The organism is Bradyrhizobium sp. AUGA SZCCT0105, assembly GCF_018129565.1.
Classification (GTDB): Bacteria; Pseudomonadota; Alphaproteobacteria; order Rhizobiales; family Xanthobacteraceae; genus Bradyrhizobium.
The window spans coordinates 231,085-252,565 of record NZ_JAFCMK010000004.1 but is presented as its reverse complement, the minus strand read 5'-3'; the positions used below and the strand labels follow the sequence as shown (position 1 = coordinate 252,565).

The window sequence follows — 21,481 nt, the reverse complement described above, 5'->3', positions numbered from 1 at the left end:
TTGTAAATATTGATCGGCTTCCACGCCGGTCGCAGGAGTGCGCATGTCGACCATACCCGCTTATACAATCGGTGGTTTAACGCGCCCCGAACTTCACCTCGATCCGACCGGACATATCATTCTTGATCCGGCCGCGCAGGCGTTCGCCGACACGCATGGTCTGCAATATCTCTACCTCGGCTGCCCTCCCGGTACGCTCTGGCCGCCGGTCCAGGGCTTCCTGGCGCCGCCTACCGATGCCAATTCCAGCACCAACACGGTCGTTGAAGGCGCGGCAGCCAACACCTCGGTCGGCATCACCGCGCAGTCGAGCAGCCTGATCGGCCTTCCGGTCACCTATTCGCTGACATCAGATTCCTCCCATGGCGGCTTCAAGGTCGATCCGAACACCGGCGTGATCTCGGTCGCTGATCCCACCAAGGTCGACTTCGAGAGCTCCGGCGGCAGCTACATCGTCAATGTGCAGGCAACCGACGGCATCTTCGCCTCGTCGCAGAGCTTCGTGATCGCGGTCAGCAATGCGCCGCCATCGACACCGGTCGACAGCAACGCCGCCGCGAACGCCGTCAACGAGGGCGCCGCTGTCAACACCCTGGTCGGCATCACCGCATCGTCGGCCGACGTCAACGGCCCCGGCGTCACTTATTCGCTGACCGGCGATACGTCCGGCGGCGGCTTCAAGATCGATCCCAACACCGGCGTCGTCACCGTCGCCGATTCCACCAAACTCGACTTCGAGACCGCGCCGGGCCACGCCTACACCATCACCGTGCAGGCCAGCGACGGCCATGGCGGCTTTAGCTCGCAGAGCTTCACGATCAACGTCAACGACGTTCCGGTCTCTACGCCGGTCGACACCAATCCCGCCGCCAACAGCGTCGTCGAAGGCGCCGCCGTCAACACGCTGGTCGGCATCACGGCGTCCGCGGTCGATCCGAACGGTCCCGCAACCACCTACTCGCTGACCGGCGACACCTCCGGCGGCGGCTTCAAGATCGATCCCAATACCGCGCATGCGGTCGACATCAACGGCCCGGCCGTGACCTATTCGCTGACCGGCGATACCTCCGGCGGCGGCTTCGCGATCGATCCGGCGACCGGCATCATCACCGTCGCCGACCCGACCAAGATCAACTATGAAAGCGCGCCCGGCCACGCCTACACCGTGACGGCGACCGCCAGCGACGGCACGCTCGCGAGTTCGCAGACCTTCACCATTGGCGTCACCAACGCCCCGCCGTCGGCCCCGGTCGACGCCGACGCCAACCCCAATGCGATCGCCGAAGGCGCGGCCAACGGCTCGACGGTCGGCGTCACTGCGTCGGCGATCGACGTCAACGGCCCGCCCGTCACTTACTCGCTGGTCGGCGACACCTCCGGCGGCGGCTTCACCATCGACGCGACGACGGGTGTCGTCACCGTCGCCGACGGCACCAAGATCGATTACGAAAGCGCGCCCGGTCACGCCTACACCATCACCGCGCAGGCCAGCGACGGCCAGGGCGGCACCAGCACGCAGAGCTTCACCATCGCCGTCACGGACGTTGCGCCATCGACCCCGGTCGATAGCGACGTCGGCGCCAACACGGTCGTCGAAGGCGCCGCCGCCGGCAGCACGGTCGGCATCACCGCGTCGGCGATCGACGTCAACGGCCCGGCCGTGACCTATTCGCTGGTCGGCGACACCTCGGGTGGCGGCTTCACCATCAACGCCGCGACCGGCGTCGTCACCGTCGCCGATCCCACCAAGATCGATTACGAAACCAGCGGCGCGGGTCACAGCTACACCATCACCGCACAGGCGAGCGACGGCACGCTGTCGAGTTCGCAGACCTTCACCATCGCCGTCAGCGACGCGGCGCCGTCGATTCCGGTCGACAGCAATGCCGCCGCCAACAGTGTCGTCGAAGGCGCCGCCGCCGGCAGCACGGTCGGCGTCACCGTGTCCTCGACCGACGTCAACGGTCCCGCCGTCACCTATTCGCTGACCGGCGACACCTCCGGCGGCGGCTTCACCATCAACGCGACAACAGGGGTCATCACCGTCGCCGACCCCACCAAGATCGACTACGAGAGCAGCGGCCCGACTCATTCCTACGCGGTGACCGCGCAAGCCAGCGACGGCACGCTCACGAGCTCGCAGACGTTCACCATCGCTGTCGCTGACGCTCCGCCGTCGACCCCGGTCGATGCCGACGCCACCCCCAATTCGATCGCCGAAGGCGCGGCCGCCGGCTCGACCGTCGGCATCACCGCATCGTCGACCGACGTCAACGGCCCGGCCGTGACCTATTCGCTAATCGGCGACACCTCCGGCGGCGGCTTCACCATCAACGCGGCAACGGGCGTCATCAGCGTCGCGGACTCGACCAAGATCGACTACGAAAGCGCGGCCGGGCACGCCTACACCGTCACCGCCCAGGCGAGCGATGGTACGCTCGCGAGCTCGCAGACCTTCACCATCGCCGTTACCGACGTCGCGCCATCGACCCCGGTCGACAGCGACGGCGCCATCAACCGCGTCGCGGTCGGCGCACCGGTTGGCTCCGGAACCGGCGTGACGGCATCCTCGACCGACGTCAACGGCCCGGCCGTGACCTATTCGCTGGTCGGCGACACCTCCGGCGGCGCCTTCACCATCAATGCGGCCACCGGCAAGGTCACGGTCGCCGATCCCACCAAGATTGTCTTCAACCCCGCCAGCCCATCCTACGACATTACGGTCGATTCCTCCGACGGCACGCTGCACAGCCAGCAAACCTTCACCATCGGCGTCGTCATCGACGCAGCCCCGGTCGTCACCGCCGGCCACACCCTGAACTACACCGAAAACCAGGTTGCGACCGTGATCGATTCGGCGATCACCGTCACCGATTCCGACAACGCCACGCTCGACCACGCGACGGTGCAGATCACCGATCACTATGTGAGCGGCGAGGACGTCCTCGCCTTCGTCAACACCGCCACGATCACCGGCACGTTCAATGCCGCGACCGGAACGCTGACGCTGACCGGTACCGATTCCGTCGCCAACTATCAGGCCGCGCTCGCGTCGGTGACCTATTTCAACACCAGCGACAATCCGTCCGGGCTGGCGCGCACCGTCACGATCACAGCCAATGACGGCACGCTCGACAGCACGCCGGTCACCGACACCATCAACGTCACTCCGGTCAACGACCCGCCCGTCGTCACCGCCGGCCACACGCTGAACTACACCGAGAATCAGGTCGCGACGGCGTTCGATCCGGCGATCACGGTAATCGACGTCGACAACACCACGCTGGCCGGCGCGACGGTGCAGATCACCGGCAACTACGCCAACGGCCAGGATGTCCTGGGCTTCACCACCATCGGCAACATCACCGGCACGTTCGATGCTGCGACCGGCAAACTGACGTTGACCGGCACCGACACGGTCGCCAACTACCAGGCCGCGCTGGCCTCGGTGACCTATTTCAACATCAGCGACAACCCGTCGGGCCTGGCGCGCACGGTGACGATAACAGCCAATGACGGCGCCGCGAATTCCACGGCAGTCACCGACACCATCCACGTCACGCCGGTCAACGATCCGCCGGTCACGTCAGCCGGCGGCACGCTGAACTACATCGAGAACCAAGCCGCGACCGCGATCGACACGTCGGTCAACGTGTCCGACGTCGACAGCGCCAACATGGCCAGCGCCACGGTTGCTATTACCGGCGGCTTCGCCGCGGGCCAGGACGTGCTCGGCTTCAACCCCCAGAACGGCATCATCGGATCGTACAACGCTCTGACCGGCGTTTTGACCTTGACCGGCTCCTCCAGCGTCGCGAACTACAAGGCCGCGCTCGACTCCATCACCTATTTCAACACCAGCGACAATCCGTCCGGGGCGGATCGTACCGTCAGCTTTACGGTCAATGACGGCTCGCTGGACAGCAACACCTCGACCTCGACCATCCATGTCACACCGGTCAACGACGCGCCGGTGATCAGCTTCGGCGCCATCGCCGGATTCACCGAGCCGCCGAACGGCACGCCGGCGGCGAGTTCGACGCCGGTGACGATCACGCCAAACCTGACGATATCAGACGCCGAAGGCAACAACCTGACCGATGCGACCTTCGTGCTGAACGATCTGAAGCCGTCGGACGCGCTCTCGATCGCGGGTCACGCCGGCACCAGCGGCGACATCGGCGGGATCCACTTCGACATCACCAGCATCGCCGGCACCGAAACGATCAGCTTCACCGGCACCGACACGCTGGCGCACTACAATGCGGCGCTCGACCAGATCCAGTTCAACAACACCAGCGAGAACCCCGACACCACCGCGCGTTCCTATACCCTGACCGTGCACGATGACGGCGGCACCGCGAACGGCGGCAACAACACCGGGACAGCATCGACGACGGGAAGCGTGACCGCCGTCAACGATGCGCCCACCGCGACGGTGCCGGCGGACAATTCGATCGGCACCGCCTTCTCGCACACCAATCTTGCGATCTCCGGCCTGTCGGTCGCCGACGTCGACGCCGGCAGCGGCAACGTCACCGCAACGATCGCCTCAAACCACGCCGCCCTGAGCTTCGACACCACGGGGCTCGCGAGCTTCACCAACAACGCCAGCCACACCGTCACGCTCACCGGCACGACGGCACAGGTCAATACCGCGCTGGCGACGCTGACCTACAACAGCGACGAGGGCTTCACCGGCTCGGATACCGTCACGCTGAACGTCAACGACAACGGCAACACCGGCACGCCCGGCGCGCAGACCTCCGGCGCGCAGACCTTTCATGTCGGCGTCGTGCCGCAGGTGTTCTACATCGACAACTCGACGACAGGCACCAGCCTCAACCTCGGTACCCAGCACGATCCCTACACCTCGATCGCGGCCTTCAACGCGGCGAATCCGGCCGGCTCCGGCGACTATGTCGTGCTCGAGCACGGCACCGGCACGTACAGCGAAGCCAACGGCATCAACCTCGCCAGCGGCGTCAACCTGATCGGCGGCAGCCATACCCTGACGTTCACCAATCCGGTGACCAACGCCACGGTGACCGCGAATGTCGGCTCCGGCACCGATCCGGTCATCCATGTCACCGGCGCCGACAACGGCATCGACCTGCTCGGCACGTCGGGCCACACCATCACCGGCGTCAGCATCGACACCTCGGCCTCGACCGGCATCGGCATCAGCGACGACGGCAACAATGTCGGCACCGTCACGATGTCCGACATCACGGTCAAGACGGCCAGCGGTGCCGGCTTGAGCTTCACCCATGGCGGCACCATCACCGTCACAGGCAGCAACAACACCATCACGTCGACGATCGGCACCGCCCTCGATGTCGAGCACACCAACATCGGCGCCGGCAATCTCACCTTCAAGAGCATTTCGGCGACAGGCTCGTCGGGCAATGCCGGCATCATCCTCGACACGACGGGAACGGCCGGCGGGCTCACGGTCACCGGGACCGGCTCCGCGGGATCCGGTGGCACGATCAACAACAAGACCGGCGGCGATATCCTGAGCGGCACCGACGCCGGCGGGCAAACCACATCGGGCGACGGCGGTACCGGCATTTTCCTGCACAGCACCGCCAACGTGTCGCTGACTGACATGACGCTGCACGACTTCAGCAACTTCGCGATCTACGGCAATGGCGTCACCAATTTCACGCTCGCCAACAGCGCGATCAGCGGCACCAATGGCACCACCAATGCCGGCGACCGCGAGGAAAGCAGCATCCGGTTCGACAATTTGCTCGGCACCGCGTCGATCACGGGATCGAGCATTTCGGGCGGCTTCACCCAGAATGTCGATCTCTACAACACCAGCGGCACGCTGAACCGCCTGACCATGGACAGCGACACGTTCGGCCTGATCGGCTCGAGCGGCAACGACAACGTCCTCGGCCAAGTCTACAACTCCGCGACCGCCAACTACACGGTGACCAACAGCACGTTTGCCGGCACGCGGTCCGACTTCATCGCGTTCGCCGCCAACAACAATTCGTCGATGGACGCCGTGGTGCGGAGCAACACCTTCCACAACGGCCAGGCGATCGTTCCCGGCGGCGGCACGGCCGTCCATATCGCCAGCGGATCCGGTGGCCTCGTCTCCGCCGCGACCACCACGTTCGACATCTCGCACAACATCCTGACCGACGGCGGCACCAACGCCTTCGACACCGTCGGCATCTTCGTCTCGAAAGGCCAGGACAACGGCACGATGTCCGGCACCATCGCCAGCAACGATATCGGCCCGGCGAAGGTGGGATCCAACTCCGACGGCATCTTCGTCCGCGACGCCGGCGCCGGCAGCCTGACGACGCTGATCCAGAACAACACCATCACCGGCGTCGGCGACGCCGGCATCGCGCTGCAGAACAACGACGGCAGCTCGACCCTGAACGCCACGCTCTACGGCAACTCGGTGTCGTCTCCGACTTCCGCCAGTCCCTTCGCCGCGCTCGATGTCGAGAACGGCGCGACCGCGACCGACACCAGCACGACGAATGTCGCCATCGGCATGGGTTCCGGCGGCACCGGCAGCAAGAACACGCTGAACCATAGCGCGCTCTACGCTACCGATGTCGAGCTGAGCAACTTCGGCGCCAGCACCCATCTGAACCTCTCGAAGAACGGTTCGACGTCGGGCAACGCCGCAGGCGTGATCACCGACGACAACACCAGCACCACGGGCGGCATCACCGTCGACACCACCGGTGGCAACGGCACGACGACATTGGTCAGCACGCTGCCGACGCTGCCCGCGGTGGTCGCGCCGCTGCTTGCCGAAGCGGGCGGCGTTCAGGCGTCGACCCCGAACGCGGGCGAGACGCACCTGACGCAGGCAGAGCTCAGTTCGGTGGTGTCGGCGGCGATCGCCGAATGGGCGAGTGCGGGCGCCAACGCGACGCAGCTCGCCCTCCTGCATGCCGCGACCTTCAGCATCGCCGACCTCGCCGGCCAGATTGTCGGTCAGGAAGGCGCCTTGCATATCACGATCGACACCGATGCCGCCGGCCACGGCTGGTTCATCGACCCGACCCCGTCGGACAATTTCGAGTTCACCCATGCCGTCAACGCCGCCGGCACCGATCTCCTGACCGATCCGTCGACGGCCGCGGCAGGTCATCTCGATCTGCTGACCACCGTGGTCCACGAATTGGGCCACGTGCTCGGCCTCCCCGACTCGATTTCGCCATCGGATGCCAGCAGCCTGATGTATATCGGCCTCGCCGACGGCGAGCGCCGGCTTGCCACTACCTCGGATGTCGCCCAATCCAATGCGGCCCTGCAAAAGGCGATGCCGACGCAAGGCACCGCAACCTCGAACCAGCAAACCGCCACTTTGCAGACCACCGGTACGCTCAAGATGACCAGCGGTGACAGCTTCGACTTCTCGTCATTGACCCAGACGCAGTCGCAGACCAACACAAACCACGTGGATGTAGCCACGAACACCCAGACCTTGTCCGATCTGTTCAGCGGACAGTCCAGTGCCGCGACACCATGGTGGGTCGGCCACGAGATGACCTACGCCGCCATGGGCGACAACCCGACCGATCATCTCCAGACCCATCACGATCTGGTGGTTTGATCGAACGGCGATTCGGTCGCGCCGCATTCGCATCGGTCGTTGTGGCGAAGCGAACGTCATCGCAACGACATCTGCGCGTCACCCATCCAGACAAAAAATCACGAAACTCCGACAATCGTTTAGGTTGCACTTCGCGTAGAACACGCTATCGTGCATTCGTAATCGCGCGACCGCATTTGCCTTGCATTTTCATTAATTGAGTCACTGACGAGACGGATCGTCTGACGGAGGATCGATGTCCCTACCGTTTCTCTCTGAAATCAGGATGATGTCGTTCAACTTCCCGCCGAAAGGCTGGGCCTTTTGCAATGGCCAGTTGCTGCCGATCAATCAGAACCAGGCGCTGTTCGCATTGCTCGGCACCGTCTATGGCGGCAACGGCCAGACGACCTTCGCGCTGCCCAACCTGCAGGGAAAAGTGCCGCTGCATGCGGGCTCGGGCTTCACGCTCGGGCAAACCGGCGGTGAAACGTCTCACACGCTGTCGATCCCCGAGATGCCCCAGCATCCGCATATTTTTCAGGGCACCACCAACGGCGCCGACAATGCCGCGGTCACCAACAATCTGATGGCGACGTCGGCCAATCTCTATACCGCTGCCAGCAATTTGACGACGCTGGCTCCGAGCACCGTCGGCAATGCCGGCGGCTCACAGCCGCACGAGAACATGCAGCCCTATCTCACGCTCAGCTTCTGCATCGCGTTGCAGGGCATCTTCCCCTCCCGGACCTGAAGGACGCGCGCCATGGGCCAGCCTTACGTGGGCGAGATTCGCATGTTCGGCGGCAATTTCGCGCCGGCCGGCTGGATGCTCTGCCAGGGACAGATCCTGCCAATCGACCAGTACGCCACCTTGTACAATCTGATCGGGACCACCTATGGCGGTGACGGCCAGCAGACGTTCGCCCTGCCGAACCTGCAAGGCCGTCTGCCGTTGCACCAGACCAGTGGCTTCGTCATCGGGCAGACCGGGGGCTCCGAACAGGTAACGCTGATCACCCAGCAACTGCCCACCCACAACCACCCGATGGCTGCGTCCCTGAACAATGCGACCGGCAACACGGTGACGGGCAATGTCGTGGGCGCGGTGGGAGCGACCCAGATCTACCGCGAGGTCGCGGCCGCCTCGCCGATGGCGAGCCAGGCGTGCTCGTTCGTCGGCGGCAGCCAGCCGCACGACAACATGCAACCCTACCTCTGCTACAACTTCATCATTTCACTGTTCGGCGTTTACCCGAGCCAAAACTAGGACGGGACCATGTCTGATCAATTCCTGGCCGAGATCCGCATTTTCCCGTTCGACTTCGCGCCGTTGGGGTGGGCCGTCTGCAACGGGCAACTCATACCGATCTCGCAGAACACCGCGCTTTTCTCCCTGCTCGGCACCTATTATGGCGGCGACGGCAAGAGCAACTTTGCGTTGCCCAACCTGCAAGGCAGCGCGCCGATGCAGCAGGGGCAGAGCTCCTCCGGCACTTTCTACGACATCGGACAGTCCGCCGGTACGACGACTGTGACCCTGCTGCAAAGCCAGATGCCCCAGCACAACCACGGGGTTCTGGGCAATATCAATCAGTCTCAGCTTGCCACGCCCGGTCCGGCACGATCCCTTGCACGCGCAAACCCGGGGCAAGCCTACACGGCGACGCTGACCAACGTTTCGCCGTTCTCGGCAACCAGTTCAATTCTGCCGAACGGCGGCAGCCAGCCCCATAACAACCTGATGCCCTATCTCACGTTGAATTTCTGCATCGCGTTGCAGGGCATTTTCCCGCCGCGCAGCTAGACCGGCCATGACGGATGGTTTGAGCACTGATGCGGCTGCAGCGGCGTTCGGATGGACGCGCGCCGCGGATGCCGGCCTGAGCTTCCGTCGTATCGCCGATGCCGATTTGCCCTTCCTGTCGCGGCTCTATGCTTCGACGCGCACCGATGAACTGGCAGTGACACCGTGGAGCGCGGAGCAGAAGGCCGCCTTCCTGGCGATGCAGTTCCAGGCGCAGCATGCGCATTACCAGCAGCACTATCCGACGGCCGACTGGCTGGTGACGATGCGCGGTGGAGAGGATATCGGCCGCCTCTATGTCGACCGCTGGCCGAGCGAGCATTGCGTCATCGATATCGCCTTCCTGCCCGAACATCGCGGATCGGGTCTCGGCGGCGCGCTGATGCGCGACCTGCTCGACGAGGCCGCCGGCGCAGGCAAGGCGATGTCAATCCATGTCGAGAAGTTCAATCCGGCGATGCGGCTCTACCGCCGGCTCGGTTTCGTCACCGAGGAAGACAAGGGCGTCTACGACCTGATGCGCTGGCGCGGGACCGCAGCTTCCGGCCATCAGGTGAAGACCGCCTGATAGCCGTTGCCGTCTCCGAGCGGGCCGATCGGCACCAGGAAGATCTCGATCACGCCGAGTGCCGGATGCCGCACCGGATAGATCGCCTGCGGCAACCAGGCTCCCTTCGACGTCGTGAACAGCAGCGAGAACGCACCGCCCGGCCGGCCGCTGTTGCCCGCGGCCTCGACCTTGGCGAGCTTCAACGCCACGACGCCTTCCGCCGTCTGCATCTCGAACTCCGCATCTCGATGCGGCATGAAGTCGTCAAGATGCAGTTCGGCCAGATCGACGGTGGATGACATGCGCACGTCCCTGTTGCTTTCGAGGTGTAACACACGCCGCGATGTTGCCGTCAAGATTTCTGCCAGGCATCCATTCTTCGATCCGAAGCCCTTGCCGCCCTCACGTCGAGAGGTCCTGTCGTCGACCGTCATTCCGGGGCTCGCGAAGCGAGAACCCGGAATCCATTCATCCACTTGTTCGGTGGCACAATGGATTCCGGGCTCGGCGCTTCGCGCCGCCCCGGAACGACGGGTGGATGGAGCGGTGCCCCCAAGCGCACCCGGCTTTCCCTGCGCCCTCTGCCCAAGAGGAGGGTAAGTAAACGCAAGACTCGGGTGCATCGCGCCGCGAGGATGCGGAAGCATGACTCACAGAATGCGCAACACACTCGGCGTCGTCCTGGCGAAAGCCAGGACCCATTACCCCAAACCTCAATTGCTGCGCGACGCTGGGGCCGCGGTCCCTTTCATCACCAAATGCGGTGGTTATGGGTCCCGGCCTTCGCCGGGACGACTGCGTTGAACGCGGAGCCTCCGACCGTGCAACCCAGGAGCCCTGATGACGGCCGCGATTTCCTCCGCTAACCTCCCCGCAAAGGGCCGCCGGCAAGGCGGGCCATCTTGAGGGAGGACAGCCGCGTGCATCGAGGCCGTGTCGTATTCGGCGCCATGGACGAGGTCGTGTTCGGGCGGCCCGCCCGTGAGGCCATCGTCGAGCAACTGGACCGGCTTGGCGCCCAGCGCGCCTTCCTGATGGTGTCGGGTACGCTGAACCGCGAGACCGACGAGATCGAAAAAGTCCGCCAGGCGCTCGGCGCCCGCTGCGTCGGTACATTCGACCAGATGCCGGCGCACACGCCGCGTGCCGCCGTCATCGCGGCGGCGGAACAGGCGCGTGACGCGAAGGCCGACCTGATCGTCACCATCGGCGGCGGCTCGATCACCGACGGCGCCAAGGCGGTGCAGCTTTGCCTCGCCAACAACGTCACGACATCCGACGGCATCGACACGATCCGCACCCGTGGCGGCGTCTCGCCCGAGATGAATCCTCCCACCGTGCGCCAGATCAGCGTGCCGACCACGATCGCCGGCGGCGAGTTCTCCTCGATCGCAGGCGTCACCAACGAGGCCAAGCGGCAGAAGGAGATGCTGCGCCATCCCCTGGTGATGCCGCGCGCCACCATCCTCGATCCGGACCTGTCGGTGCACACGCCGGACTGGCTGTTCCTGTCGACCGGCATCCGCGCGGTCGATCATTGCGTCGAGGGCATCTGCTCGCGCGAGGCGCATCCTTACGGCGATGCGCAGGCGCTGAAGGGGCTGGAGATGCTGGCGCAGGGCCTGCCGCGGGTGAAGGCCGATCCGAAGGACATCCCGGCGCGGATGGATTGCCAGATCGGCACCTGGCTGTCGACCGGCCCGCTCGCCTCCGGCGTGCCGATGGGCGCGAGCCACGGCATAGGCTATGTGCTCGGCGCCGAATTCGACGTGCCGCACGGCTACACGTCATGCGTGATGCTGCCGGCGGTGATGCGCTGGAACAAGCGCGACAATGCCGACCGGCAGGCGCTGGTCGCGGCCGCGATGGGCCATCCGGGCGCGGACGCCGGCGACGTGCTCGACCGCTTCATCCGCGACCTCGGCATGCCGCGCAGCCTGCAGGAGGTCCGTGTTGGCCCTGAGCATTTCGACCGCATCGCGGCGGGTGCGATGCGCACGCCCTGGGTGCCGCGCAATCCGCGCAGGATCGACGGTCCATCCCAGGTCCGCGAGATTCTGATGATGGCCGCTTAAAGCATGATCCGGAAAAGTGCGAAGCGGTTTTCCCTCGCGACAAACGCGAAGCGTTTGCGCGGAGATCATGCTCAAACAGGAAGCAAAACAACACTGAGGGAGATCTGAGCTTCGATGTACACCGGCAAGCATGCTTACCTGCGCCCGCTGCAACCGGCCTTCATCATGGCCGGGACCGGCGAGATCGTCACCTATCGCGAGCTCGAGGCGCGCAACAACCGTCTCGCGCATCTGTTCCGCAACCGCGGCATGAAGCGGCTCGACCACTATTCGATCTTCATGGAGAACAACAACCGCTACCTCGAGGCCTGCGGCGCCGGTGAACGTTCCGGCCTCTACTTCACCTGCGTCAATTCCTACCTCACGCACGGTGAGCTCGCCTACATTCTGACCAACAGCCAGTCGCGGATCCTGATCACCTCGAAGCTGAAGCTCGACATCGCGCGCGAGGCGCTGAAGGAGTGCCCGCAGGTCGAGCTCTGCATCGTGGTCGACGGCGACAGTGAGAGCGATCGCATCGTCGGACTGCAACAGGCCACCGCGGGGCTGCCGGCGACGCCGATCGCGGACGAATATGCGGGCACCGCGATGCTCTATTCGTCCGGCACGACCGGCCGGCCGAAGGGCATCGTGCGGCCGCTGCCCGAGCAGCCGCCGTCGCAAAACCTGCCGCTGTTCGATTTCCTGACCAAGCTCTGGCACTACCGCGAGGGCATGGTCTATCTGTCGCCGGCGCCGCTCTATCACTCGGCGCCGCAGGCCGCGGTCAATCTCACCATCCGGATGGGCGGCACCGTCGTCATCATGGAAAGCTTCGATCCCGAGCGCTATCTCCAGCTCGTCGAAAAATGGGGCATCACCCACAGCCAGCTGGTGCCGACGATGTTCTCGCGCCTGTTGAAGCTGCCCGAGGAGATTCGTACCCGCTACGATCTGTCGACGCTCGAGATCGCGATCCATGCCGCGGCGCCCTGCCCGGCGCTGGTCAAGGACGACATGATCAAATGGTGGGGCCCGATCATTCACGAATATTACGGCGCGACCGAGGGCCTCGGCTTCACCGCCTGCAACAGCGAGGAATGGCTCGCGCATCGCGGCACCGTCGGCAAGGTGCTGCTCGGCGACCTCCATATCCTCGACGAGAACATGCAGCCCTGCCCGAAGGGCACGCCCGGCACCGTGTGGTTCAAGACCGCCACGCCGTTCGAGTATTTCAACGATCCGGCCAAGACCAGCGAGGCCCGCTCGGCGGACGGCAGCATGAGCACGGTCGGCGACGTCGGCTATGTCGACGACGACAACTTCCTCTATCTGACCGATCGCGCCACCTTCATGATCATCTCCGGCGGCGTGAATATCTACCCGCAGGAATGCGAGAACCTCCTGATCACCCATCCCAAGGTCGCCGACGCCGCGGTGTTCGGCGTGCCCAATGTCGATCTCGGCGAGGAGGTGAAAGCGGTGGTGCAGCCGGTCGACGGCGTCGCACCCGGACCTGATCTCGCCGAGGAGTTGATCGCGTTCTGCGCAAGCGCGCTGTCGCGCCAGAAGGTGCCGCGCTCGGTCGATTTCGAGGCCGAGCTGCCGCGGCTGCCGACCGGAAAACTCTACAAGCGCCTGCTGCGCGATCGCTATTGGGGCAACAAGACCTCACGGATCGTCTGAACAGGCGATGCGGCGCGCCGAGCCCTCGCAGCCGGGGACGCCGCACGGCGTAACGGACTCGCTCCTCGCGCGGATTTCGCGCTATGCTCCGGGATCGCAAGCCCGCTTCGCCGGAGGCCGCCATGCCGTCGCCCCAGCCGCGCGAGCCCGAGCCGGGACAGGCCGGAAGGCTCGAATTCACTGCCGCCGAGATCGGTGCGCTCGCCCATCTCTATCGTGGCGAGGTCTACCGCAGCACGGTCTGGCGCACCCGCCTCGACAGCTCCACCAACTGGGCGGTAGTCACGACCGGCATCGCGCTGTCGGCGACCTACAGCAGCGCGGAGGCTTCGCCTTTGCCGATGGTGCTGGTCGGGCTGCTGGTCACGGTCTTTCTGTTGTTCGAGGCGCGGCGCTACCGCTACTTCAACGTCTGGCGTGCCCGGGCGCGGTTGCTCGAAACCGATTTCTACGCGCCGATGATCCGCGGCGAAGGTCCCTCGCCGGGCTCGGCCTGGACCGAGCTGCTCGCCAACGACTACCGCCACCCGAGGTATCACATCAGCCTTGCACGGGCGATCGGCCGGCGGCTGCGCCGAACCTATGGCTGGATCTTCGCGATCCAGGCCATCGCCTATTACGGCAAGCTGGCGATCCATCCGCTGCCGCTGACCACGCTGAGCGAGATCTGGGACCGCGCCTCGATCGGCCCGATTCCCGGAGCCATCGTTGTTCTGGCCGGCGTCGCCTTCCATTCCAGCTGGGCGCTGTTCGCCTTCGTCACGCATCGCATGGAGGTCGCTGACCGCCGGACGCGGCACAATCTGATCGCGATGGGGTGAGGCGGCGCGAGCCGCGTTGCCGCTGGCGGGCTTTTCCCCTAACCTCGCCTCAAGAAGAAACGTCAGGGAGGATTTGCCGATGGAAGTGATCCCACTGCGCGAGGGATTCGGAGCCGAACTGCGCGGCGTCACACTTTCGGATGTTGCCGGCAGCGATGCCGCCTATGCCGCGGTGCGCGCGGCGTTCGAGGAACACTCGGTGCTGGTGTTCCGCGGCCAGGAGCTCAGCGACGACATCCAGCTCGCGTTCTCGCGCCGCTTCGGTCCGCCCGAGACGACCAAGGTCGGCTCGATGGGCACCGGCTCGCATTTCGTGATCCTGTCGACCTTCGGACCCGACGGCAAGGTAGTTCCATCGGACCATCGGCAGCAGCTGCGCGCCAAGGCCAATCAGCTCTGGCACACCGACTCCTCCTTCAAGCGCGTGCCGGCGCTGACCTCGATCCTGTCCGCGCGCATCATCCCCGAACATGGCGGCGAGACCGAGTTCGTCTCGATGCGGCTTGCGTTCGAGCGGCTCGACAAGGACGTGGCGAAGCGGCTGGAGAACTCGTTCGCCTGGCACTCCTACGCGCATTCGCGCAACAAGGTGGCAACCGGACTCGCGACATCGGAAGAAGTCGACGCACTGCCGCCGGTGTGCTGGCGCATGGTCTGGCGCAATCCCGTCAACGGCCGCGGCGCACTGTATCTGGCCTCCCACGCCTATGGCGTCGAGGGCATGGAGGCCGATGCCGGCAAGACGCTGATCGAGCAGTTGACCGAAGCCGCCACCGCGCCCGGCGTCAGCTATCTGCATCAGTGGAAGCAGGGTGACGTCGTGATGTGGGACAACCGCGCCACCATGCATCGCGGCCGCCCCTGGCCGGCGCATGAGGGCCGCCTGATGATCCGCACCACGATCTCGGCGACCGAGGCCGATGGTGTCGCGAACATGCAGCCGCCCTCAACGCAGGCGGCGGAATGAAGCGAATGTTTCCCCGTCATCCTGAGCGCGAGCGCAGCGAGCCTCGAAGGATGAATCGGCCCGGCCGGTGGCCGTGCATCCTTCGAGGCTCGCTCCGCTCGCACCTCAGGATGACGGTGAGAGTTTGGAATACAAACATCATGTCGGCGACAAACTGTCGCTGATTGCGGAAGGTCTCACATCGCACGCATCGGCGCTATCAATCGAATTCGAACGGAGATTCGTAGCTTCATAGCAAAACAGACTGAGTTCCCCGCAATCACAGCCATTATTCCCCGTCCGTGGAAATTTCAATGCTGCCACGTCATCCGAATTGCCAATCCCCGCACGGCCCTCGCTTGTTGCCCGACAGCCTCACCGTGGTATCGTCGATGCCAATCGGCCATTGAGACCGAAATTTGTGGAGGGGACCATGCGGAGCGTGCAAGCGCTGGCCGTCGCGGTGTTGTCTGTACTGACCATCAGCGACGTTTCGTGCGCAGCCGAGCCGAAATCCGGCGGCATCTTCAGGATCTACCACCGCGATAGCCCCGGCAGTGCCTCGATCCACGAGGGCGCGACCTATTCGGTGAATATTCCGTTCATGCCGATATTCAACAACCTCGTCATCTTCGACCAGCATATCGCGCAGAACAGCGCCGACACGATCCGGCCCGAGCTTGCGGAGAGCTGGGCCTGGAGCGGCGACAACAAGACGCTGACCTTCAAGCTGCGCAAGGACGTGAAGTGGCACGACGGCAAGCCGTTCACCGCGGCTGACGTCAAATGCACCTTCGACATGCTGATGGGCAAGTCGCAGCAGAAGTTCCGGCAGAACCCGCGCAAATCCTGGTACGACCAGGTCGACGAGATCACCACCAACGGCGACTATGAGGCATCGTTCAAGCTGAAGCGGCCGCAGCCCGCGCTCTTGTCGCTGCTCGCCTCGGGCTATTCGCCGGTCTATCCCTGTCACGTGTCGCCGGCGGAGATGCGCACCAAGCCTGTTGGCACCGGCCCGTTCAAGTTCGTCGAGTTCAAGGCCAACGAATCGATCAAGCTCACCAAGAACCCCGATTACTTCAAGAAGGGCCTGCCCTATCTCGACGGCATCGAGTTCACCATTATCACCAACCGCTCGACGGCGATCCTCGGCTTCGTCTCGGGCAAGTTCGACATGACATTCCCGACCGAGGTCTCGATCCCGCTGCTCAAGGACGTCAAGTCGCAGGACCCCAAGGCGGTCTGTATGGTGGAACCGAACAATGTCTCCACCAACATCATCATCAATTCGAGCGGACCGCCGTTCGACAATCTCGACATCCGTCACGCGCTGGCGCTGGCGCTCGATCGCAAGGCGTTCATCCAGATCATGTTCGAGGGCCAGGGCGACATCGGCGGCACCATGGAGCCGGCACCCGACGGCTTGTGGGCGATGCCGAAGGAGATGCTGGAGCAGATCCCCGGCTACGGTCCCGACATCGAGAAGAATCGCGAGGAAGCCCGCAAGCTGATGCAGAAAGCAGGTTATGGCCCGGACAAGCACCTGCAGATCAAGGTGTCGACCCGCAACATCGCGGTCTACCGCGATCCCGCGATCATCCTGATCGACCAGATCAAGAGCATCTATATCGACGCCGAGCTCGACGTCGTCGATACCGCGCAGTGGTTTCCGAAGATCGCGCGCAAGGACTATTCGCTCGGCCTCAACCTCACCGGCAATGCCGTCGACGAGCCCGATCAGTCCTTCTACGAAAACTATGCCTGCGGCTCGGAGCGGAACTACACCAATTATTGCAACAAGGACATCGAGAAGCTGTTCGACCAGCAATCCGAGGAGACCAACATCGACAAGCGCAAGAAGCTGGTCTGGGAGATCGACAAGAAGCTGCAGGAAGACGTCGCGCGTCCGATCATCTTCCATGCCCGCACCGGCACTTGCTGGAAGCCTTACGTGAAGAATGTCACGATCATGTCCAACAGCTCCTATAACGGCTATCGCTACGAAGACGTCTGGTTGGACAAGTAGGCATAGCGTCTTCGAGCGAAGTGGATACCGGTTCGCGTCAAGAAAACGCGTCAAGAGAAGATTCGGGATCAGGGAGAGAGCCAGGGTGTTTGCCTATATCGTGCGGCGGCTGTTCCTGATGCTCGTGACCCTGTTCGGGATCTCGGTCATCATCTTCGTGCTGCTGCGCGTCGTTCCGGGCAACATCGTTGATATCCTGTTCGACGCCGCGGGCTTCGTCGATCCCGCCGATAAGGCCAATCTCGAGCGCGAGCTCGGCCTCAACCAGCCGATCGTGATCCAGTATCTGCACTGGATCAGCGGCCTGCTGCATGGCGATCTCGGCTATTCCTATGTCTCCGAGAAGCCGGCGCTGGAGGAAATCCTGCCGCGGATACCGATCACCGCGCGGCTTGCGGGGCTGGCGCTATTGTTCTCTGCCTCGATCGGCATTCCGCTCGGCGTCATCAGCGCCGTGCATCAGGGCTCGAAGCTTGATTATGCGCTGCGCGTCGTCAGCCTCAGCGGCCTGTCGCTGCCGTCATTCTGGCTCGGCCTCTTGATCCTGATGGCCTCGGTCTCGCTGTTCGGCACCATGCCGATCTTCAATCCGAACCCGAAGACATGGCTCGAGGCGCTGACCATCTATGCGGTGCCGGCGATGGCGGTCGGCTTCCGCAGCGCGGCGCTGACCATGCGCATCACCCGCTCCTCGATGCTGGAGATCCTGCGTCAGGACTACATCCGCACCGCGCGCGCCAAGGGCGCCTCCGAGGCCTCGGTGAACTATCGCCACGCGCTCAAGAACGCGGTGCTGCCGGTCATCACCGTGATCGGCATCGAGGCCGCATTCCTGATCGGCGGGCTTATCGTGACGGAAACCGTGTTCAACATCCCCGGCATCGCCCGCTTCCTGGTCGAGGCGCTGCGCTGGCGCGACTACCCGATCGTGCAGAACCTCGTCATGTTCATCGCTGTCGTCGTGGTGGTCGTGAATTTCATCGTCGACATGCTCTATGCCGCAATCGACCCGCGCATTCGGTTTGGGGACTAGCCCGATGGCGACGATCAATTTCGACAGCGAACTGCGACGCGCCGGGGCCAACGCCAGCGGCGGGTGGGGACGGTTTGCCTTCCTTGCGCAGCGCCACGTGCTCGGCACCATCGGCCTGACCATCATGCTGCTGTTCGTGCTGACCGCGATATCAGCCGATCTGATCAGCCGCTACGATCCACTTGCCGTCGATTCCGCGCACCGGCTCGCCGCCCCCTCCACGCTGCACTGGTTCGGCACCGATTCCTTCGGTCGCGACGTCTGGAGCCGCATCGTCCATGGCGCGCGGATCTCGCTTGCGGTCGGCATCGGCTCCACGACCTTGGGCGCCACGCTCGGCGTCATTGTGGGTCTCACCTCAGGCTATCTCTCCGGCTGGGTCGATCTCGTGTTCCAGCGGGTGACCGACATCCTGCAATCGCTGCCGCTCTTGGTGCTCGCGCTGGTGATGACCGCGGCGCTTGGCCCGTCGCTGCCGAACGTGATCCTTGCCATCGCCATTCCCCTGATCCCGACGGTTGCCCGCGTGATCCGCGCCAACACGCTGGCGCTGCGCGAGCAGCCGTTCGTGGAGGCCGCAAAATCGATCGGCATGAGCGAGACGCGCATCGCGCTGCGCCACGTGCTGCCGAACACCATCGCGCCGTTGATCGTGCTGGCCACCGCGCAGCTCGGCTCGACCATCCTGACCGAGGCGTCGCTGTCGTTCCTCGGCCTCGGAATCCCCGAGCCCTATCCGTCCTGGGGCCGCATGCTGTCGGAATCCGCCGCTGAATATGTCCGCACCGCGCCTTGGCTGGTGATCTTCCCCGGCATTGCGATCAGTCTCGCGGTGTTCGGCACCAATATGTTCGGCGACGCGCTGCGCGACATCCTCGATCCGAGGCAGCGCGGCTGATGAGCGAGGCACTTCCGGCAGAGACGGTTCTCGACGTGCAGAACCTGCAGACGGTATTCTTCACCAACTCCGGCCTGTTCCGCGCGGTCGACGACGTCTCGTTCTCGGTCCGCCGCGGCGAGACGCTTGCGATCGTCGGCGAGTCCGGCTGCGGCAAGAGCGTCAGCGCGCTCTCGATCATGCGCCTGGTGCCCGATCCGCCCGGCCGCATTGTTGGCGGCTCCGTGACGCTCGAAGGCACCGACCTGCTGAAGCTCGACGATGCCGCGATGCGCGCCATCCGCGGCAACCGCATCTCGATGATCTTCCAGGAGCCGATGACCTCGCTCAATCCGGTGATGCGGATCGGCGACCAGATCACCGAGGCCGTGCGCCTGCATCGGAAGATGAGCAGCAAGGAGGCGTGGGCGCAGGCGGTCGACATGCTGCGGCTGGTGCGCATCCCCGAACCGGAGCGCCGCGCGCAGGAATATCCGCATCAGCTCTCCGGCGGCATGCGCCAGCGCGCCATGATCGCGATGGCGCTGGCGTGCCGGCCGGCGCTCTTGATCGCGGACGAGCCGACCACCGCGCTCGACGTCACCATCCAGGCGCAGATCCTCGCGCTGATCGTCGATCTGCAGCAGCGGCTCGGCACCGGGCTGATCCTGATCACCCATGATCTCGGCGTCGTCGCGCAGACCGCGCAGCGCGTGATCGTGATGTATGCCGGCAAGAAGGTCGAGGAGGCGACGGTCGAGTCGCTGTTCGAAACGCCGCTGCATCCCTATACGCGCGGGCTGATGGCCTCGATGCCGGCGGTGATCGCGCTGGGCGCGAAGACCGATGCGCGGCTGACCGAAATTCCCGGCATGGTGCCGTCGCTGACCAATCTGCCACCCGGCTGCGCCTTCGCGCCGCGCTGCAAGTTCGCGATCGACCGCTGCCTCAAGGAGTATCCGCCGCTCGACGAGGTCAAGAGCAAGCACTGGGCGGCATGCTGGCGCGCCGGCGAGATGGTGGAGGCGCCATGACCGAGCAACGGCCGCTCCTCGAGGTGACCGATCTCGTCAAGCACTACGCGGTGCGCGGCGGCGTGCTGCGCCGTCAGGTCGGCACCGTGCATGCGGTCGACGGCGTCAGCTTCGCGCTCGGCGCAGGCGAGACGCTCGGACTGGTCGGCGAATCCGGCTGCGGCAAGTCGACGGTGGCGCGCACCGTGCTGCGGCTGGTCGAGCCGACCAGCGGCGCGATCAGGCTGGACGGCGAGGACATCGCACCGCTCAGCAAGAGCGCGCTGCGGCCGTACCGCCGCTCGATGCAGATCGTGTTCCAGGACCCGTTCGCCTCGCTCAATCCACGCATGACGGCCGGCGACATCGTCGGTGAGCCACTGATCGTGCATGGGCTCGCGACCGGCGCGAAGAAGCAGGAGCGCGTCGCGGAACTGTTCCAGCAGGTCGGTCTCCGGCCCGACCAGATGAAGAACTTTCCGCATCAGTTCTCCGGCGGGCAGCGTCAGCGCATCTGCATCGCGCGGGCGCTGTCGCTCGGTCCGCGGCTGATCGTCTGCGACGAGCCGGTCTCCGCGCTCGACGTCTCGATCCAGGCGCAGGTGATCAACCTGTTGATCGACCTGCAGCGCAAGCAGAACTTCTCCTATCTGTTCATCGCGCACGATCTCGCGGTGGTCGCCCATATCAGCCACCGCGTCGCCGTGATGTATCTCGGCCGCATCGTCGAGATCGCCGACAAGCACGAGCTGTTCGCCAACCCGCGTCACCCCTACACCCAGGCGCTGCTCGCCTCGGTGCCGATCGCCGACCCCAAGGCCAGGCGGCTGGCGCCGATGATCGACGGCGACGTGCCGAGCCCGATCAACCCGCCCTCGGGCTGCGCCTTCCATACCCGCTGCCGCTACGCGATCGATCGCTGCAAGACCGAGCGCCCCACGCTGCAGGCGGCCGGCACCGCGCATCAGGTCGCCTGCTGGCTGAATGACGGGACGGGGCGTGGGGAATAATTTCATCGTCGTCCCGGCGAAGGCCGGGACCCATAACCACGACGGCTGATCGTTGCGCGCCGCTGCACGACGAGTCCCC

General features: G+C 64.7%; 15 protein-coding genes. 14 read left to right on the top strand and 1 reads right to left on the bottom strand.

Annotation, left to right across the window (positions count from 1 at the left end):
• Positions 1 to 43: 43 nt before the first annotated feature.
• The 5 genes from JQ573_RS20765 to JQ573_RS20745 all read left to right on the top strand — a co-directional run bounded on the left by JQ573_RS20765 (position 44) and on the right by JQ573_RS20745 (position 9,951).
• The gene (locus tag JQ573_RS20765; RefSeq protein ID WP_212316809.1) at positions 44 to 7,597 is read left to right on the top strand and encodes a cadherin repeat domain-containing protein; all 7,554 of its coding nucleotides are present in this window, start codon (positions 44 to 46) and stop codon (positions 7,595 to 7,597) included.
• Positions 7,598 to 7,832: 235 nt separating this feature from the next.
• On the top strand, positions 7,833 to 8,330 hold the full coding sequence (locus JQ573_RS20760) for a phage tail protein (RefSeq protein WP_249132059.1): 498 nt from the start codon (positions 7,833 to 7,835) through the stop codon (positions 8,328 to 8,330).
• 12 nt (positions 8,331 to 8,342) lie between these two features.
• The gene (locus JQ573_RS20755; RefSeq protein WP_212316807.1) at positions 8,343 to 8,846 is read left to right on the top strand and encodes a phage tail protein; all 504 of its coding nucleotides are present in this window, start codon (positions 8,343 to 8,345) and stop codon (positions 8,844 to 8,846) included.
• A gap of 9 nt (positions 8,847 to 8,855) precedes the next feature.
• Positions 8,856 to 9,383, top strand: coding sequence for a phage tail protein (locus JQ573_RS20750; RefSeq protein ID WP_212316805.1), 528 nt, complete (start codon positions 8,856 to 8,858; stop codon positions 9,381 to 9,383).
• A gap of 7 nt (positions 9,384 to 9,390) precedes the next feature.
• Positions 9,391 to 9,951, top strand: coding sequence for a GNAT family N-acetyltransferase (locus JQ573_RS20745; RefSeq protein ID WP_212316803.1), 561 nt, complete (start codon positions 9,391 to 9,393; stop codon positions 9,949 to 9,951).
• Here the strand turns inward: JQ573_RS20745 and JQ573_RS20740 are convergent.
• Positions 9,933 to 10,235 carry a DUF6916 family protein gene (locus JQ573_RS20740; RefSeq protein ID WP_249132058.1) on the bottom strand — a complete coding sequence of 101 codons (303 nt, stop codon included), beginning with the start codon at positions 10,233 to 10,235 and terminating at the stop codon, positions 9,933 to 9,935. The two genes, JQ573_RS20745 and JQ573_RS20740, sit on opposite strands and share 19 nt — an antisense overlap.
• Before the next feature lie 618 nt (positions 10,236 to 10,853).
• Here JQ573_RS20740 and JQ573_RS20735 point away from each other — a divergent pair.
• From JQ573_RS20735 to JQ573_RS20695, 9 genes are all read left to right on the top strand, one after another.
• Positions 10,854 to 12,008 (top strand): iron-containing alcohol dehydrogenase, encoded by a 1,155-nt coding sequence (locus tag JQ573_RS20735; RefSeq protein ID WP_212316801.1) that lies wholly within the window; start codon positions 10,854 to 10,856, stop codon positions 12,006 to 12,008.
• Positions 12,009 to 12,122: 114 nt separating this feature from the next.
• The gene (locus JQ573_RS20730; protein ID WP_212316800.1) at positions 12,123 to 13,673 is read left to right on the top strand and encodes an AMP-binding protein; all 1,551 of its coding nucleotides are present in this window, start codon (positions 12,123 to 12,125) and stop codon (positions 13,671 to 13,673) included.
• A 122-nt stretch (positions 13,674 to 13,795) separates the two neighbouring features.
• Complete coding sequence (locus JQ573_RS20725) at positions 13,796 to 14,494, top strand: DUF2270 domain-containing protein (RefSeq protein ID WP_249132057.1); 699 nt, start codon at positions 13,796 to 13,798, stop codon at positions 14,492 to 14,494.
• Positions 14,495 to 14,573: 79 nt separating this feature from the next.
• Positions 14,574 to 15,461, top strand: a complete 888-nt coding sequence (locus tag JQ573_RS20720) for a TauD/TfdA family dioxygenase (RefSeq protein WP_212316798.1) — start codon at positions 14,574 to 14,576, stop codon at positions 15,459 to 15,461.
• A gap of 412 nt (positions 15,462 to 15,873) precedes the next feature.
• The gene (locus tag JQ573_RS20715) at positions 15,874 to 17,469 is read left to right on the top strand and encodes an ABC transporter substrate-binding protein (protein ID WP_212316797.1); all 1,596 of its coding nucleotides are present in this window, start codon (positions 15,874 to 15,876) and stop codon (positions 17,467 to 17,469) included.
• 85 nt (positions 17,470 to 17,554) lie between these two features.
• Positions 17,555 to 18,502: an ABC transporter permease gene (locus JQ573_RS20710; RefSeq protein ID WP_212316796.1), complete on the top strand. Its 948-nt coding sequence runs from the start codon at positions 17,555 to 17,557 to the stop codon at positions 18,500 to 18,502.
• 4 nt (positions 18,503 to 18,506) lie between these two features.
• Positions 18,507 to 19,400 carry an ABC transporter permease gene (locus JQ573_RS20705; RefSeq protein ID WP_212316795.1) on the top strand — a complete coding sequence of 298 codons (894 nt, stop codon included), beginning with the start codon at positions 18,507 to 18,509 and terminating at the stop codon, positions 19,398 to 19,400.
• Positions 19,400 to 20,413 (top strand): ABC transporter ATP-binding protein, encoded by a 1,014-nt coding sequence (locus JQ573_RS20700; RefSeq protein WP_212316793.1) that lies wholly within the window; start codon positions 19,400 to 19,402, stop codon positions 20,411 to 20,413. The genes JQ573_RS20705 and JQ573_RS20700 overlap by 1 nt, the downstream gene beginning before the upstream one ends.
• Positions 20,410 to 21,402, top strand: a complete 993-nt coding sequence (locus tag JQ573_RS20695; protein WP_212316791.1) for an ABC transporter ATP-binding protein — start codon at positions 20,410 to 20,412, stop codon at positions 21,400 to 21,402. The genes JQ573_RS20700 and JQ573_RS20695 overlap by 4 nt, the downstream gene beginning before the upstream one ends.
• Positions 21,403 to 21,481: the final 79 nt, after the last annotated feature.

Coding starts and splice junctions, on each gene's coding strand:
- JQ573_RS20765 (WP_212316809.1), top strand. CDS start 44: ATGTCGACCATACCCGCTTATACAATCGGTGGTTTAACGCGCCCCGAA.
- JQ573_RS20760 (WP_249132059.1), top strand. CDS start 7,833: ATGTCCCTACCGTTTCTCTCTGAAATCAGGATGATGTCGTTCAACTTC.
- JQ573_RS20755 (WP_212316807.1), top strand. CDS start 8,343: ATGGGCCAGCCTTACGTGGGCGAGATTCGCATGTTCGGCGGCAATTTC.
- JQ573_RS20750 (WP_212316805.1), top strand. CDS start 8,856: ATGTCTGATCAATTCCTGGCCGAGATCCGCATTTTCCCGTTCGACTTC.
- JQ573_RS20745 (WP_212316803.1), top strand. CDS start 9,391: ATGACGGATGGTTTGAGCACTGATGCGGCTGCAGCGGCGTTCGGATGG.
- JQ573_RS20740 (WP_249132058.1), bottom strand. CDS start 10,235: ATGTCATCCACCGTCGATCTGGCCGAACTGCATCTTGACGACTTCATG.
- JQ573_RS20730 (WP_212316800.1), top strand. CDS start 12,123: ATGTACACCGGCAAGCATGCTTACCTGCGCCCGCTGCAACCGGCCTTC.
- JQ573_RS20725 (WP_249132057.1), top strand. CDS start 13,796: ATGCCGTCGCCCCAGCCGCGCGAGCCCGAGCCGGGACAGGCCGGAAGG.
- JQ573_RS20720 (WP_212316798.1), top strand. CDS start 14,574: ATGGAAGTGATCCCACTGCGCGAGGGATTCGGAGCCGAACTGCGCGGC.
- JQ573_RS20715 (WP_212316797.1), top strand. CDS start 15,874: ATGCGGAGCGTGCAAGCGCTGGCCGTCGCGGTGTTGTCTGTACTGACC.
- JQ573_RS20705 (WP_212316795.1), top strand. CDS start 18,507: ATGGCGACGATCAATTTCGACAGCGAACTGCGACGCGCCGGGGCCAAC.
- JQ573_RS20700 (WP_212316793.1), top strand. CDS start 19,400: ATGAGCGAGGCACTTCCGGCAGAGACGGTTCTCGACGTGCAGAACCTG.
- JQ573_RS20695 (WP_212316791.1), top strand. CDS start 20,410: ATGACCGAGCAACGGCCGCTCCTCGAGGTGACCGATCTCGTCAAGCAC.